General features: G+C 44.6%; 7 protein-coding genes. 1 reads left to right on the plus strand and 6 read right to left on the minus strand.

All coding sequences use genetic code 11. The annotated features are described in order from the left end of the window. The first annotated feature begins 22 nt into the window (after positions 1–22). Positions 23–415, plus strand: a complete 393-nt coding sequence (locus QMK20_RS22660) for an IS630 family transposase (RefSeq protein WP_283653419.1) — start codon at positions 23–25, stop codon at positions 413–415. A 607-nt stretch (positions 416–1,022) separates the two neighbouring features. On the opposite strand, the gene QMK20_RS22665 is transcribed toward QMK20_RS22660, so the two are convergent. The 6 genes from QMK20_RS22665 to QMK20_RS22690 all read right to left on the minus strand — a co-directional run bounded on the left by QMK20_RS22665 (position 1,023) and on the right by QMK20_RS22690 (position 16,347). Then, entirely contained in the window at positions 1,023–2,510 is a 1,488-nt protein-coding gene (locus QMK20_RS22665) for a serine hydrolase domain-containing protein (RefSeq protein WP_283653420.1), read from the minus strand. Between the two features lie 34 nt (positions 2,511–2,544). Next, positions 2,545–3,900, minus strand: coding sequence for an FtsX-like permease family protein (locus QMK20_RS22670; RefSeq protein ID WP_283653421.1), 1,356 nt, complete (start codon positions 3,898–3,900; stop codon positions 2,545–2,547). After that, positions 3,875–4,651: an ABC transporter ATP-binding protein gene (locus QMK20_RS22675; protein ID WP_137060489.1), complete on the minus strand. Its 777-nt coding sequence runs from the start codon at positions 4,649–4,651 to the stop codon at positions 3,875–3,877. Before QMK20_RS22675 ends, QMK20_RS22670 begins: the two co-directional genes overlap by 26 nt. 139 nt (positions 4,652–4,790) lie before the next feature. Then, positions 4,791–5,867 (minus strand): sensor histidine kinase, encoded by a 1,077-nt coding sequence (locus tag QMK20_RS22680; protein WP_283653422.1) that lies wholly within the window; start codon positions 5,865–5,867, stop codon positions 4,791–4,793. Continuing rightward, positions 5,864–6,598 (minus strand): response regulator transcription factor, encoded by a 735-nt coding sequence (locus QMK20_RS22685; RefSeq protein WP_283653423.1) that lies wholly within the window; start codon positions 6,596–6,598, stop codon positions 5,864–5,866. The genes QMK20_RS22680 and QMK20_RS22685 overlap by 4 nt, the downstream gene beginning before the upstream one ends. A 101-nt stretch (positions 6,599–6,699) precedes the next feature. Beyond that, positions 6,700–16,347 (minus strand): amino acid adenylation domain-containing protein, encoded by a 9,648-nt coding sequence (locus QMK20_RS22690; RefSeq protein ID WP_349362262.1) that lies wholly within the window; start codon positions 16,345–16,347, stop codon positions 6,700–6,702. Position 16,348: the final 1 nt, after the last annotated feature.

Here is a 16,348-nt window from a genome sequence, read left to right on the forward strand (position 1 = left end):
AACTCAAGAAGCAGGTGCCAAGTTGTTTGGAGCGATCCACTACGAAACCGGACAGGTGCATCACCGTGAAGAAGAAAAGGCTGATGTGGAGGCCTTTATTCGCTTCCTGCAAGATCTTCTGTCGGCGTACCCTATCGGGAAGATGGCTATGATTCTGGACAACAGCCGGATTCATCATGCCACGGGGTTGCAGCCTTTTTTAAAGGAGCATCCACGTTTGCAACTCGTCTTTCTGCCGCCTTACAGTCCAAACCTGAATCCGGTCGAAGGATTATGGTTGTGGCTCAAATCCGATGTGGTCAACAACGTCTTTTTTGAGAAGTTTTATAAGTTTAAGCTTCACGTCAGCCAGTTTATGAAGCGAATCAATAAGCAACCGATGGAAACGATTGATCGCCTGTTGATTAGGTTTTAATCTTAATTGCGGTTTATATAGCTGCACTTTTTTACAACATAGCCCTTTACCAACTCAATACTCCTCGACCGCTACCGGGGAAAACTTGTTTTCCCTTATTAGGTTTCGACAATCCAACGATACTACGTGTTCACGGAAATTCCAAGTTCTCAGGTGACTTGAGCAACCGATTTACCTTCATCACAGCTTTCAGGGATACCCTCGCTTTGTAATGATACATTCCACTTCATGCACGCTAATCGCTGTTACGGCCATTCCCCTTGAAGAACCGTATCCAAAAATTTTTTCCGACTACTATAATATCTCCGGTTTTAACTTCAGACGAAAATTCAGGAAGAAGTGTTTCCAGACGGTGTGAATCCATTTCTTTTTTATCTAAGTTTTGGTCAGTAACTTATGTAAAAAGGCCATCAATTAGCCTGATGACCTAATTTAAATCATTTTTAATAATGTATTTCAATATAACTGTTGTGCCCTACGCCTACAAATAACGTTTGCTGGGCAGTTTTGTATGCCAAGCCGTCGGCCACATTTCAATTGTGATGTCAACCTTCTCTCCAAGCTGGTAAGATTGAGCTCATGCTGGATTCTTCATTGAGGGCTTCCATTATACTAAATGATGTTTTTTCTTTAGAATAGTTCGCATCACAAGTGCCGTTTTTACAACACCGACACCTAACAATAAAATAAGAATAAAGTAAATGACATGTCCCAGACCAGGTAAGAACAGTTTAATAACAGGCCAAGGAACCAGCAATTTGGGGAGTGTCATTAATAACAGAAATGGAATCAGCACATGGAAGAAAAGGATACTTACAATGTGAAGCAAACGCCCTAAAGTCGTTCGGGAACGGGTTTTCCAATTAAACAAACCGAATACAGACTGAGCAAGAATGGCGAGAATTGTAAGACATACCCAATTTACAAGCAAAAAAATAGTTCTCTCTAAGTCTGACATCCCAATTTGAGGTGTTTCTCCTCCATTCAATATGGCGTTGATGCCGGTCATGATCTTGTCATACGATTGTAAGTCCAAATAATCCAGTGAATTGACAAGCAGGATGACTCCATAGTTTTCATTAATTATCATTTTTGAGTACGTATTTTCGGTAGCGCCATTATGAGAAATACCATTCTTATCCACGACCCAGCCCATAGCATAATAGCTTCCTCCACCCATATAAGCAACGGGTTTGTGTAAAGTTCTAATGCCTTTTACCGACAAAACGGGGGGATTCCCATTCTGCCCTTCATTCATCTGTGCCGTCAAATAATGTGCCATATCTTCGGCACTAGAGATTAAATACCCTGAGGCTACAGTACCTTCATGATTAAGCTGCTTTGTCGGGAGCATAAAACCAAATACAGGCTGATACCCGGTTGCCAGTCCGTCTTTTTGGGCTTCGTCAGGCGAAGTATAGCTATGTTTCATATGGAGCGGCTTGAAAATGTGTTGTTGTACATATTCCGTATACGATTGACCGGAAGCAGCCTGAATGACACCGCTCAAAATGTTATAGTTCAAATTCGAGTATTGAAATACAGAACCCACCGGCGCGGTCAACTGGACATGCTTTAGACTCCGGATATGCTGCTCGATGGATTCATCGCCCGTTGTTAATGTACTCTCCCCTGCATAAGTAGACAATCCACTGGTTTGATTTAGCAGTTCCCGGATTGTAATCTTTCTGGAAGCTTCTAGATCTGCTACGCGAAACCATGGCAAATAATATTGAACTGGGTCATCAAGTCGAATTTTACCCTTTTCTACTAGCTGTATTACAGCCATGGCTGTAATGGATTTGCTCGTTGAACCGAGGACGAAAGGTGTCTGCGGCGTCACCGGAGAGCTATCCGGCCCTGATACCCCATATCCTTCCATATAAACAATGCGACCCTCTTTGACGATTGCGAGTGAAGCCCCTGGAATATTTAATTCATTCATCGCCGAATTCACAAATTGATCAATCTGAGCGGTATCCACACTGTCCTCTGCAGGTTGAGCATGTACCGAAAGCGGAATAAGCAAGCAGACAATCGTAAATGGAATTATAATTACAGCTTTCCACAAGTGTAAAAGCACCAAAGTTTTCATGGTAACGTCCTTACTGTTTAATTTTATGATCATGCTACTGCAATGTAGCTCCTTGCATCATACTTTTCATGTAATCGTGGCAGGTAAGCAGAAAATAGATGGTTTGCATAATAAGGTATACACCAATAACAACAAAGGAATAACTCCAATTGGAGTATGTCAAAATGTTTTCTAAAGCTTTCATAGCGAACAGAGCATGAAAAATACCCACAATACAAGGGACAAAAAAGATAATCGCTAATTGTGTCACCACGATTTTACGAATTTCCTGCTCTGTCATTCCGATACGCAACAATGCTCTGAATTGAGCCTGATCTTCCTGAAGTTCTGTGAAAAGCTTGAAGTAAATCATACTTCCTGAGGCGATAAAAAACAGTAGACTGATAAACATACCGATAAACATAGTCAGTGAAGCGATTTCCTTTAAATATTCATATTGAACGGATTTGACCAGAATGTAGAAAGCACCGGAAGCCGTTAAAATGACTGCACTGAGAATTGACACCATAAACAGCATCCGTGCATTGTCTTTGATCTTGTAACCAAGCTGTGCAACAATGACCATATTCGTTCGATGATAATAAATCTGATGGCGTTTTCGAATAAAGCTAAGCAGCAAAACACTAAACTGGGAAAAAAATAAATACGTTCCTAATGTGACAGGAATCAAAATTAGCAGTGTCATCAAGATGAATGCTTGAGCATCCAACAAATAAAAATTGGATCCGTTGAACGTCATAGCGATACCATATCCAGTTGCCAGGCAAACAATTGAGAGCGCCACCAGCCACGGAGAATAGATCAGTTCGCCCGTAGAGCGGCGTGAGGCTTTGAATAAATCAACAATCTCGGTTCTTCCTATTCTGAACACTGTGCTCAAAGATGTTATAGTGAATAAAATTAGAAATCCCCCAACTGTGAACCACACCGCCTCCAAAGGTACAGCGAACTTAATCGGCTCCTTCATATCGAGCAACGCAGCGAGAGCCATAAAAAATAGTTTGCTGAACAGCATACCAAGTACGATTCCGCACCCGATGGCCAAAACGGAAATCATCATATTTTCATAAATGACCATTTTGCGAAGTTGCATACGTGTCATTCCGAACAGCGAATAAAGACCAAACTCCTGCTTTCTTGTTTTCAGATAGGCTGAGTTGGCATACAACACAAACAGGAAGGAAAAACCAACGATAATATACTCACAAAAAATCATGCCCTGCCTTACCTTATCTGCTGCAATAATATGACCGTTGACGACGTCGGGATGAGCAAGAAATGAAGCGTAAATGTAAAAAATCATAACAGAAAATACACTGCTCATAAAAAATGCACTGTAAGAGCGCCAGTTTCCCCGAATGCCACTAAATGCGAGCGAACGGAACGTCATCAAAATTCCCTCCCAAGACGCTGAGCGCATCCAAAATTTGTTGAAAGAAAGCCTGACGGTTCGCACCGCGGCGTATTTCGGAAAACAGCCTTCCGTCTTTAATAAAGACAATTCGCTGGCAATAGCTTGCAGAAAAAGGATCATGTGTAACCATAAGTACTGTAGCGTGCAATCGCTCGTTCATATCTTTGAGAGCATCCATGACGTCTTTGGCTGCTTTAGAATCCAGATTACCTGTCAATTCATCAGCCAACACCAGTGAGGGCTCATGAATGAAGGCCCGTGCAATGGCTGCTCTTTGCTTTTGACCACCAGACACTTCATGTGTACGTTTGGACAAAATACTGTCGATTTGCAGCCATTCCGCGAGTGGCTTGAGACGCTGTTCAATAAGTTGCGTAGAAGTGCCGTCCAGCACCAAGGGCAAAATAATATTTTCCTTTAAAGACAAAGTATCCAAAAGGTTAAAATCCTGAAAGACAAAACCGAGCTTGCGGCGACGGAATAAAGCCAATTTCCGGTCACTCAGTCGATTCGGATTAATACCTCCAATTTCAATTTGTCCTGACGTAGGACTGTCTATCGTAGCCAGTAGATTGAGCAGAGTTGTCTTTCCGCTGCCTGAGGGTCCCATAACGCCGACGAATTCTCCGGATTCAATATGCAAATTAATATCTTCCAGTGCTTTATAAGCTATATTTCCTTTAGAACTATAGGTTTTCCCAAGCCCTTCAGCACGTAGTACACTCATTCAGTTATCCTCCCGCTTTAAAAAAATATTAAATGTCATTTGTAGCTTTAGTATAGCTGTACACTCACGTGTGGCCCCATCGATTTCTCTTACAATTTGCATAAAGCTACCTTACATTATTGTCACTTTGCTCAGTAATCTAATTGTGAATCATATGAATTCCACTGTTCTCAAAAGTGATCGTGAACGTTGTCCCTTTGCCTAACACAGACGTAACTGACAAACCATGTCCAAGCCGGGTACATACCTCTTTAGCCAAATACAAACCCATGCCCGTTGACTCACCCGCCATCCGTCCGTTCTCGCCGGTGAAAAAAGCGTCAAAAATTCTGGGAAGATCGTAGTCTGCTATACCAATCCCTTCATCTGTGACCCTAAGGATTCCTCCCCCCATTCCATTATCTTTAAGCCAAAACTTGAGCGTCTTGTTCCCTGATTTACTTTTACTGTACTTAATCGCGTTGCTGACAAACTGGTTTAGCACGAAAGTCATCCACTTCTCATCCGTCTCAATCCACATTTCACCATCAATACTGGGAAAAATGGAATTCCTTATACAAAGACGCTTGTGTGCGTTTATCACCGAGCGGATTAACTCGTGGAGAGCCGTGGTACGAAGATGCAAATCGATTTCAAACTTGTTCAGGCGGGCTGTATACAGCATCATTTCCAGTCCGCTGGTCATACGCTCGGTTTCCTCTTGGACACTCAGCGAGAGCTGCTTCATGTCCACTGGTTTCGAGTATTTTTGCCGTATCATCTCTTGAGCTAGCAAGTCGATTACGGATAATGGTGTTTTCATCTGATGCACCCATTGCATGACAAAATGATTGTGCATCTCTTGCTGACGACGGTAATTGTGAAGCTCGTTCATATAAGCGTTGTATTGTTGTTCCAGCAGGAATGTAATCATCCGTTGTTCACTGGTAATCGAGGATTGAACGATGATTGTCGCCTGCAATTCATCAGAGCGTTCAAGAGCACCTCGCAGCTGCGCATAGTAACGACGTTGGCGTATGTAATCAAATATTAAGCAGCTGATCAGCAAAAATGAAGATAAAATAATAAAATAAGGAATTGAACCCATGTCATCACGCCCAGGCTGATGTGCCTTTTCCAGTAGCATAAAGCCTACTCCCAATGCAATAACAATCAAATACAGACCGATATATATGAAACGGTCCCGAATAAAATTAATTTTAGGCCCTTTCCTCATAATTCCTCCCGCATTTCAGCAGCTACATCCAGCTTGTACCCTTGTCCGCGAACCGTTTCAATGGCTTTGGGCAGGCCCAACTCCTCTAGCTTTTTCCGTAATCGTGTCACATTTACCGTCAAAGTGTTGTCGTCAACAAACTGTACATCATCCCATAACGCTTCAAGCAATTGCTCACGGGTAACAACCTGACCCGAATGTTGGAGAAAACATTCCGAAAGCAATTGTTCATTTTTGGTCAGTTGCATCCGTCTCTCCCCCCATACCAGCTCATTACGGCTGCTGTAAAGCTGAAGACCGTTCACATTCCAGTCAGGTTGCGGTGCCCCTTGCTGTGCAAGATGTACTTGGCCGCCAATCGCATATTCCCCATAGACCCGCCGAAATACACTTTTCACCTTTGCCATCAACAGGTCCAGGTGGATTGGCTTAGTAATATAATCGTCACCACCATGTTCGATGGCCATAACCTGATCCATTTCTCCAGCTCTCGCCGATATGAATATAATAGGAATACTGGAACGGGAACGAATTTGACGACACCAGTAATAACCATCGTAATAGGGCAGGTTAATATCCAGTAATACAAGATGTGGAGCAAAAGCCTCCAACTCCGGCAAGAGCTCCCGGAAATGCTCTGCACAAACAGACTCAAATCCATACTTCTCCATATTCTTCTGTAAAATACGACTGATTTTGTCGTCATCCTCTACGATAAAAATTCGGTACAAAGCTTTTCCTCCTTTTCAATGCTTTCTCTTTCGTACAAAAAGGCCGCCATAGGATGGCGGCTAAAATGAATGTTATACCCATTAAATCCCGTTATTTATCACTACACATATAATTTCTTTCTATTACTAGCAGACGAACAAAAATAATTTGCAAATGCTTCGAACAGTTCAAATTTATTTACTATACTTTGATTGCACATCAGGAAGGCTCCGGTCTTCTGGTCCGGGAGCAGCCACATCAACGCACTAAAGCCGGGAAAGTTGCCGCTCTTAACCAAAATACGTTCGCTTCCGTATTCTGGATGGATGTTCATCTCGAATCCGTTTCGTCCGTAAGGCTTGCCTGCTTCAATGTCCGGTTTTACGGACATTAAAGCTTGAGCCGACTCTCGGCTTAAGATACGACTACCACCATAAGCCCCCTCCCCCAGCATCGCAAGCATGAAACGGGCCATATCGTCCCCAGTGGACACCATACTTCCTGTGGCCGTGTCTATTGGGCTATACAGGTAAGCCGGAACAAGCTGCTGGTCAGGATGGTAACCTTTCGCTAATCTATTTGACCATTCTGCTGGCAATGTGAAACTACTGCTGTTCATCCCGAGCGGCTGAAGGATGTGGCTATGGGCATATTGCCCGCATGACATGCCTGTAATTTGTTCAATGATGTACCCCAGAATAATGTAAGCAAAGTTGCTATATTGATATTGTTCCCCAGGAATATGAACAACGGCAGGCATATACTTATGGATAAACTGCTTCAATGTCATAGTCAAAGGGACTTCACCCCTGATCAGGTCATCCATCCCCGAATCCGGATGATCCAAACCGGATTCATAATTCAGTAGATGCTTCAAAGTTAACGACTCGTTAAACGGTCCAGGAATGTCAATGTCCTCGATGAGAGAACGGACCTTTGCATTTATATCTAATTTCCCCTGCTCTGCCAATTGCCGGATAACAACCGATGTAAATATTTTATTAATGGAGCCGACCCTCATCAGCGTAGTAGCCGGATCTACCTTAGTAGAACGTGTCAGATCGGTATAACCGCACCCCTGATTCACAACAATTTTGTTATCTTGAACCAGAACCAAAACAGCTCCTGTCACACCATCCATCCAAGGAGAATGAAGCAATCTGTCAGCAAATTCGTTTGGTTTTTCCATATAGCCTGTATACTTTATATCCTCAGAAGAAGGTATACGAAGGTTTTCACCTTGACGAACACAGTGCTTAATGATCGTTCGCAGATTGTCCTTCATAAGGTCTCCAAGCCGTTGAATGGATACATTCTGGAACTGTTTTGTGCTATAACTGATAGCCAGTGTGAGCTTGCCGGAGGTGATACTGCCGACAATATCCAGTACATAGCGTCTTTGTTGCATCTCACTTACATCATTTCCTTTGGAATATGGTGAAATACCAATCGCACTGTACTGCAGCTCCTGGTCAAACTGTCCAAGATAATTAAAACTGACTTCCGGCTGTATGGCGTCTTTGAACTCTTGCGCCCAATCGGATATATAGCGCAGTATTCCAAAGCCGATACCCTTATTCGGAATCTGGCGTAAATGATCCTTTGTTTTCAATATATGCTGTGAGATATCATCGTTCGCATCTGCCACGAGTCTGACCGGATATTGGCTCGTAAACCAGCCAACTGTGCGTGTGATATCAATTCCGGGAATGATTGCCTCCCTGCCATGACCTTCCAAATGTATTATCGTCTGATAAAGATTTTTCCATTGGTACAGTGCCTGGCTCCATGTAGCGAGCAGCAAATCTTGAATGTCTGTATCATATGCTTGATGAACCTGTGTAAGCAGTTGCCGCGTTTCTTCGTTCGACCACTCTATAGTGATGGTCACCGTGTCTTTGACAAGGGAAGTCTGCTCCGTGTAATCCTTAGGAATCGGCTGACTTCCCTGGGACGCAACCTCCTGCCAATACGCACGCTCATGCTGCAACTGCGGCTGGTATGCATAAGCATGGAGCGCCTCCGCCCAGTTTTGGAAGGACGCAGTTTTGGGAGGGAAAGTTATGACTTGCCCGTTGACCGCTTGCTCATACCCTGATGTAATGTCCTCCAGTAAAATCCTCCAGGATACCATGTCCATAACAAGATGGTGGACTACAATCAGCAAATGATCGCTAGGATTACAACGGAACAGAACCAGCTTAACCAATGGGCCAATGTCCAATTGAATGCTGCTTTGTACCCGGTTGGACGCTTCCTCAATAGCAGTAGCTGGATTGGTTAACTGGATACAATCCCTGACTTCCAGCGTATAGAGCTCTCCTTCATCGACTTGCCGAATATAAGGAATGTATTGTTCACCGCTCCGGCGGAATACGGTCCGCAGTCCATCATGATGTTCCGTAATACGCCGCATGACCCGATGAATGGCTTCCAGATCCAGACGATCAACCCCGGCAAAGAGCATGGATTGATTAAAATGATGAAGATTTACACTATCCGGGCTTTCCAGAAACCACCGCTGAATGGGGGTTAATCGAACCGTGCCGCTCACTGGACCTTGATCTACCTTATCATTCACTTGCTCCACATGTACGCTTAACTCTGCAATCGTCTGACTCGTATACCAATGTCTCATTTCCAGCTGGAATCCGGCCTGAGACAGTCTGGAAGATACCTGAATCGATTGAATCGAATCCCCTCCCAGATCAAAAAAATCATCATGGATACCTACCTGTGGCACTCCCAGAATCTGCTGCCAGATTTCAACCAACAAGCTCTCTATTTCCGTTCGTGGTGCTGCATATCCATTTCCAGGTGTTTTCACACTATTTTCAGGAGCAGGGAGTGCATTACGGTCAATTTTTCCATTCAAAGTCAGTGGCATGGCTGGAAGCTTAATGATAAAGGCCGGAATCATATACGCAGGCATGTCCTGTTTCAATATCGTTCTTACACGTTCCGGTGTCAGGGTAGAACTACCTGTGTAGTAAGCACACAGCTGCTTGGTCCCGCCTTCCTGTTCTCTGGCAATGACAATGGTTTCCTGAATCTGCTCAATACTTAAGAGTCGAGTTTCAATCTCTCCAAGCTCCACGCGGTGACCTCTTATTTTAACTTGATGATCTATTCTGCCCAGATATTCAATCGCACCGTCCGGGAGCCATTTTACCCAATCTCCGGTTCGATAGACTCTCTCTCCATGGGAGAAAGGATTGGGAATAAATTTTTCGGAAGTCAGTTCCGGCCGGTTGAGGTACCCGCGGGCAAGTCCGCTTCCACCCACCCATAATTCGCCTGGTACACCCGGTGGCTGAAGCTGTCCTGCTTCATTCACAATGTAAGTGCTCGTATGACTTACCGGATATCCAATAGGAATGATTGCTTTGTGTTCTGTGATATCATTGACGTGATAGGCGGTTGCAAAGACTGTACTTTCTGTCGGCCCATAGACATGGATAAGCCTGTCTGGTCCAAGGTAACTCAATGCTTTCCTGACATGATCTACAGACACACGCTCTCCCCCGAAAAGGATTTTACGGAGTGAAACTAGGCGGTCCGGGTATGCATCAAACATAACGTTAAATAAAGCGGTTGTAACAAACATAACGCTGACATTATGCGCAGCCATATGTTTCGTCAGCTTATCCATATCCAGCAATGCTTCTTTTGAAATCAGCACCAAGCCAGCTCCATTAAGCAAAGCTGAATAAATGTCAAAGGTGGAGCCGTCAAATGCATAGTTGGACAACTGTAATATCCGATCTTCTGGTTCAATTGTAATATAATTACTCTCATACGCCACTCGGATAATGTTACGATGAGTTGTCAATATTCCTTTGGGCTTGCCTGTTGTGCCTGAAGTATAGATGACGCAGGCCAGCGAGTCCGAATGGGCCAGCCGTGGTTTTGTTTGCCTGGATAATTTCTCCTTCTGATCATTTAGAGGGCAGGTTTCATCATTAAAAACGATGAACGTACCGCTAAAGAACGCGGCTACCTTTTCCTGCAAATGGCTTTGCAGCAGCAAAATATCGACGCCTGAGTCCTCTAACATATAACGGATTCGCTCCTGCGGATACGTCGGATCTACTGGCATGTAGGCTCCACCCGCCTTGAGAATTGCTATCATGCCGATGATCATGTCAGGGCTGCGATCAGCCATCAGACAGACGATTCGCTCAGGCTCGACTCCGTAAGCAATGAGCTTTTGGGCAAGTCTGTCTGCCTGTTCATTCAGCTCACGGTACGTTAACTGAACATCGCCATGCACTAGTGCAATATGATCAGGGTAACGCTCTGCTTGTTCCTCAAATAGCTGATGAATCGTTTTCTCGGTACATTCAGGCCCGGCTGCCTGATAGCACTGTTCCAGTGTCTGCCTTGTCTCCTCCACGGTCAAAAGCTGCAATTCTGCCAGCTTGCTATCCGGCTTGCCCACAATCTGTTGCAAGAGATGATGCACATGCTCACCTATGCGCTTCACATTTTCCGCAAGAAAGACACGCGCATTATAGTTGAAGCGGATGCTGATTTTCTCACCCGGAACTACAATGATATTAAAATTATAGTTCGTTTGCTCCTGAACTTCAGCGTGAAGAATGTCAAGACGACCCGCGCTTGGCAAGCCGCTGTCTTCAAGTTGTTGTTCTACAGGATAATTTTCAAAGATCATAATATGAGTAATAAGTTGTTTCTGCACCAGCTGGGATTGAATTTCATAAAGCGGATACGTATCAAAGGCTCCTGATGCCACAGCCTGCTGCTGATTGCGTTGCAGCAGCTGAGTGAAAACCTCTCCTTCCTCCCAGCGAATACGAACCGGAATCGTATTAATAAACAAGCCGATCATTCGTTCAATGCCGGGGATTTCAGCTGGTCTGCCCGAAACAACGCTACCAAATACAGTATCTCGGGCCCCATTATATTTGTGCAGCACAATCCCCCAGACCGTTTGCAGAAGTGTATTCAGGGTTACATGATTTTCTTTAGCCAGCTGTTTCAGACTGTTAGTCAGTGCTGTGCTCAATTCGATTGCGGTTTCGGCAAGCTCGTATTCTTGATGTATACTTGTATCTGCCCCTGGAAGTATGGCCTGTCCTTCATAATATTCCAAATATTGCTTCCAGTACAGGGAAGCCTTGGCACGATCTTGTCTTTCCAGCCAAGTAATATATTCACTGTAAGGAGCTGTTGGAGGCAATTCAAGTTGAGTATGATGAAGCTTGGCATAATATATTTCAAGCAATTCGTTAAACAAAATCGGTGCGCACCATCCGTCCATAAGTACATGGTGGAAGCTCCAGACAACGTGGTACATGGTGTCATCTTTTTGAAATACGGAAATCCGCATGAGTGCATCGGATGCAAGATCCATACCGCGCTTTTTATCATTGGCTGCATACATTTCCGTCCACTGTTTGGCATCCTCGTTCGTCATATACCGAATATCTGCAACATGAAGGGCCGGTTCTTTCTCACGGTACACCACTTGCAGCGGGGTATCCCTCCAGCCAAAATAAAAGTTGGTCCTCAGGATGTCGTACCTGTCTATGATTTGACGAAGACTTTCCCTGAAAACACGCACATCTAGCTCACCCTGCATATCAAACGTAATTTGCTCAAAATATGAGCCCGAATCAGGAGCAGCCAAGCTGTGAAAAAGCATCCCCTTTTGCATAGCGGTCAACGGATATATATTTTCAATTGTACCTGTTTCTGCCGTATCTCGGGTCAGTTGCTCCAGCTCAGCCATTGTGATCCCGGTCAACATAATATCGCTTGGCGTAAGCTCAGGAGATGTCGCTTTCTGTGTGCAATGGGTAATAATGTCCAGCAAGCTGTCATGCATCAATTCAGCGAGCTGCTCCATTGTTTCTTTCCTGTAGTCTTTTCTACTGAACCCAATCCCCATCGACAATACTCCTCCTGTAATCATTCCATTGATGTCCAGGGTGTAAGGTCTTTCCTGAAGGGAGCTCATATCCGGTCCACTGGAATAAGGCGACAGTTGGATGCTGCTGTTCTCCATGTCTTGGTCAAACTGTCCAAGATAGTTGAAGCTGATATCGGGTCGGATTTCGCAAATGTCATGTGTATTCGAAGCAGCTAAATAACGGAGCAAGCCATAACCCATGCCCTTGTTCGTCATTTGCCGCAGCATTTCTTTGGTCTGTTTGATTTGTCTGGATAGTTCATCGCCTGCATCTATTTGAAGCACCACAGGGTATTGACTCGTAAACCACCCTACCGTGCGTGTAATATCCAGACCGGGAATCATCGACTCACGGCCATGCCCTTCCAAATGAACAGCAACCTTCCCCAATCCTTTCCACTTATTAATCGCTATCCCGAGTGCTGTCAGCAGCAAATCGTTTATTTCCGTCGAGTACGCTTTATGAGCGTATTTTAGCAATTGTCCGGTTTCGGTTGCAGTCCAACGCACAGCAACCGCCTCACTGTCCATCACTCTGGAAACTCCCCTATCCAAATCTGTTGGCAGCGGTAATACCGGAATTGTACTGATGTCCCTCCAGTAATTACGTTCTTTCTCTATTTCGGGACTGTTCGCATACTCTTGCAGTTGCTTTGACCATAGCTGGAAAGAGTCGGTTTTGAGTGGAAGCTGAATACGTTCTCCTTTCACGGCCTGCTCGTAAGCCTTCTGTAAATCTTCCAGCAAAATACGCCAAGAGACGCCATCCACGACTAGATGATGAATGGTGATTAGTAAATGATCGCCATCCATACAGCGGAACAATCCCGCTTTGACAAGAGGCCCCTTATTTAACTGAAAACTGGACTGAATCCGGCTGGACGCTCGCTCAACAGCCTCACCTGCATCGGTATGTTCACGAAAGTCAAATACGTCCAGACCGTAAAGCTCTCCATCTCCAACCGCACGGTTCCAGGCCTCATAGCCGGGGTCGGCTTCATGAAAAACAATCCGCAGTGCATCGTGGTGTATTACTAATTCTTTTAACGTTGCATGCAGTGCTTCTTCCTGAAAAGCATCTTTTCTATACAGCATAAAGGATTGATTGAAATGATGAGAGTCTTCGGTCTGGCGCTCCAGAAACCATCTCTGAATAGGTGTAGACATGACAGGTCCGCTGATTTCTCCTTGGTCTGCTGTCTGGCTAACCTTTTGGACATGTGGGCTTAACAATTCAATGGTTGTATATTTGAATAAATCCTTTACATCTACTTTGTAGCCAGCCTGGTATAACCGGGAGGATACTTGTATCGCTTTAATAGAATCACCGCCGAGATCCAAAAAATGATGCTGGATGCCGACGGGAGATACGCCAAGCACGGCTTGCCAAATCGTAACAAGCGTCTCCTCTACAGCGGTCCGAGGAGCCATATAGTCCTCGTTCCCACGCTGAATTTGTTCTTCGGGAGCAGGGAGCGCTTTACGATCCACTTTTCCGTTAGGTGTCAGAGGCATCTGCTCCAGCTTCACAATAAAAGCAGGAATCATATATTCCGGGATTTTCTCCGACAGGGCGCTCCGGATATCTGACGTACGGAATTCTCCACTGCCTGCAACATAAGCACACAAATGAGGAATACCTTCCCCATTTACGTGTGTAACTACCACGGCTTCCCGAATAAAGGGCATGCTTAATAGAGCTTCTTCGATCTCGCCTGGTTCGACCCGATAACCGCGGATTTTGACCTGGTCGTCTATTCGTCCAAGGTACTCAATGCTGCCGTCAGGTAGCCAGCGTGCCAAATCACCTGTTCTGTATATACGGCCGTCAGGAACAAAAGGGTCCTCCGTAAATCTCTCCGCTGTTTCCTTCGGTAAATGGAGGTAACCTCTTGAAAGACCCGGCCCTTTAATACACAGTTCGCCTGGAGCATAGACAGGTTGAAGCTGATTCTCCCTATTTAAAATATAAACTGTAGTATTGGCAATAGGTTTCCCGATGGAAATGACTTGGTCTGTAGCACCCATTCTCCGCATAGTAGTGATGACGCTATTTTCAGTTGGCCCGTACTCATTGCAAATCTCGATCTGCTCGTTAAGTCCAGTTAAATGACGGATAAGCGCTGGGGTGATATTTTCACCACCGACTACTACATTTTTTAATGAAGATACGTCCCGGACATCCATCATGTCCAAAATACGGTACAAAAATTGCGGAGTGCTCTGCAAATGAGTGATTTTCCAGCGTCCAACCGCCTCCTTAATTGCAAAAGCATCTGCACTCTGCTGTCCATCAAGCAAATAGATGGTAGACCCTGAAATAAGCGGACCGAACAGATGTGTAATAAAGGAGTCAAACACAAAGTTGCTCATCATCAAAACACGATGTTCTTCCGTGAATGCATACGACTGTGCTTTCCATTGCAGGGTATTGGTGATGCTATGGTGCTCAATCATCACTCCCTTAGGAGTGCCAGTTGTGCCTGAGGTATAAATTAAATAGGCCAAATGCGTATTACCTGTATCATCCAGATCAGCAGTATTTTCATCATATGCAGCTAATTCATCGAGATAAACAACTTCTCCGCTGTAGTCTGACGGGACGGAAACATGCTTTTGAATTAAAACCATGTCTGCTGCCGAATCAGTCAACATATACTTCACGCGCTGCTCCGGGTATGCAGGATCAATAGGAACATACGCGCCTCCTGCCTTCAGGATACCTAAAATACCTACAACCATCTCAATAGAACGGTCTGTAATCAGAGCGATGAATTGTTCTTTTCCAACTCCTCTGGACTTTAGAGTGCGCGCCAGACGGTTAGAGCGTTCATGTAACTCACGATATGTAATCTGTACACTTTCCATGACAATGGCTAGATGGTACGGTGTGCGCTCTGCTTGTTCTCGGAACAGTTGGTGTATCGTTTTTCCCTCAGGATATTCGATAGCAGTGTTATTAAATAATGCTAACCATTGTTCCGCTTCACTGGAGGACAACAATCCCGCACTGCCGTAGTGCAAATCCGGCTCAAATAAAATAAGAGACAGTATGTGCTCCAAATGCTGTACGAGCTGATTCATATACGCGGGATCGTACAAATCCGCGTTACAGGACAATGTTAATTGAATGCTATTCTCTACATGCTCAAACTGAAACCATGCATCAGAAGAAATCCGTTCGTCACATGACTCCACATGAAGATGGCGTAAGGAAACAACGGTATGAAAAACAGGAGTATGATCCGGTGTATATGTGAGGCTCAGATTTTTCACCATTTTTCGAAATGGAAGATTTTGATGCTCAAGCGCTTCTGTTACCGTCTTTTTAAGCCCGGAAAAAGCGGATCTAAACGTACTGGATCGGCTCAGCCTCGTTTTGACAGGAAGGCATTCGTTCATTGGAAGCTCTGTAGTAGCTTGTTGCTGTAAAGCCGGCATGCCTACAATGATCTGCTCTTCCCCGGTATATTTATATATCAGGCACTCCACGCCAGCCAGCAAAATTAAATAAATAGCCATAGGAGTACCCTTGGACATAGACAGGATACGCTCAGAAACTTGCGCGGATAACAAAAAAGACATGTGATGCAAACGGGGAATAGAGCCAGCGTCAGCTTCTTTTGAATTCAGACTGGAATATGGTAACATGTTCATCCGATCCTCGGGACTGAGCATTTGTTCCCAATACAGTTCATGTTCCTTGAAAATAGACAATTTATATACCTCCCATTGTGTGTACATGACATCAAGCTGCGAGCAGGTAGCACAAATCTTCAATTGGCACAGAATGAACGGAAAAAGCACGCAAAAGCGCACTCTTTCCGCTGTCATC

It is taken from the genome of Paenibacillus sp. RC334, from assembly GCF_030034735.1.
Taxonomy (GTDB): Bacteria; Bacillota; Bacilli; order Paenibacillales; family Paenibacillaceae; genus Paenibacillus; species Paenibacillus terrae_A.

What these genes read in the sequence shown, in the direction of transcription:
- QMK20_RS22665 (WP_283653420.1), bottom strand. Translation starts at nt 2,510, where the DNA reads ATGAAAACTTTGGTGCTTTTACACTTGTGGAAAGCTGTAATTATAATT.
- QMK20_RS22670 (WP_283653421.1), bottom strand. Translation starts at nt 3,900, where the DNA reads ATGACGTTCCGTTCGCTCGCATTTAGTGGCATTCGGGGAAACTGGCGC.
- QMK20_RS22675 (WP_137060489.1), bottom strand. Translation starts at nt 4,651, where the DNA reads ATGAGTGTACTACGTGCTGAAGGGCTTGGGAAAACCTATAGTTCTAAA.
- QMK20_RS22680 (WP_283653422.1), bottom strand. Translation starts at nt 5,867, where the DNA reads ATGAGGAAAGGGCCTAAAATTAATTTTATTCGGGACCGTTTCATATAT.
- QMK20_RS22690 (WP_349362262.1), bottom strand. Translation starts at nt 16,347, where the DNA reads ATGACAGCGGAAAGAGTGCGCTTTTGCGTGCTTTTTCCGTTCATTCTG.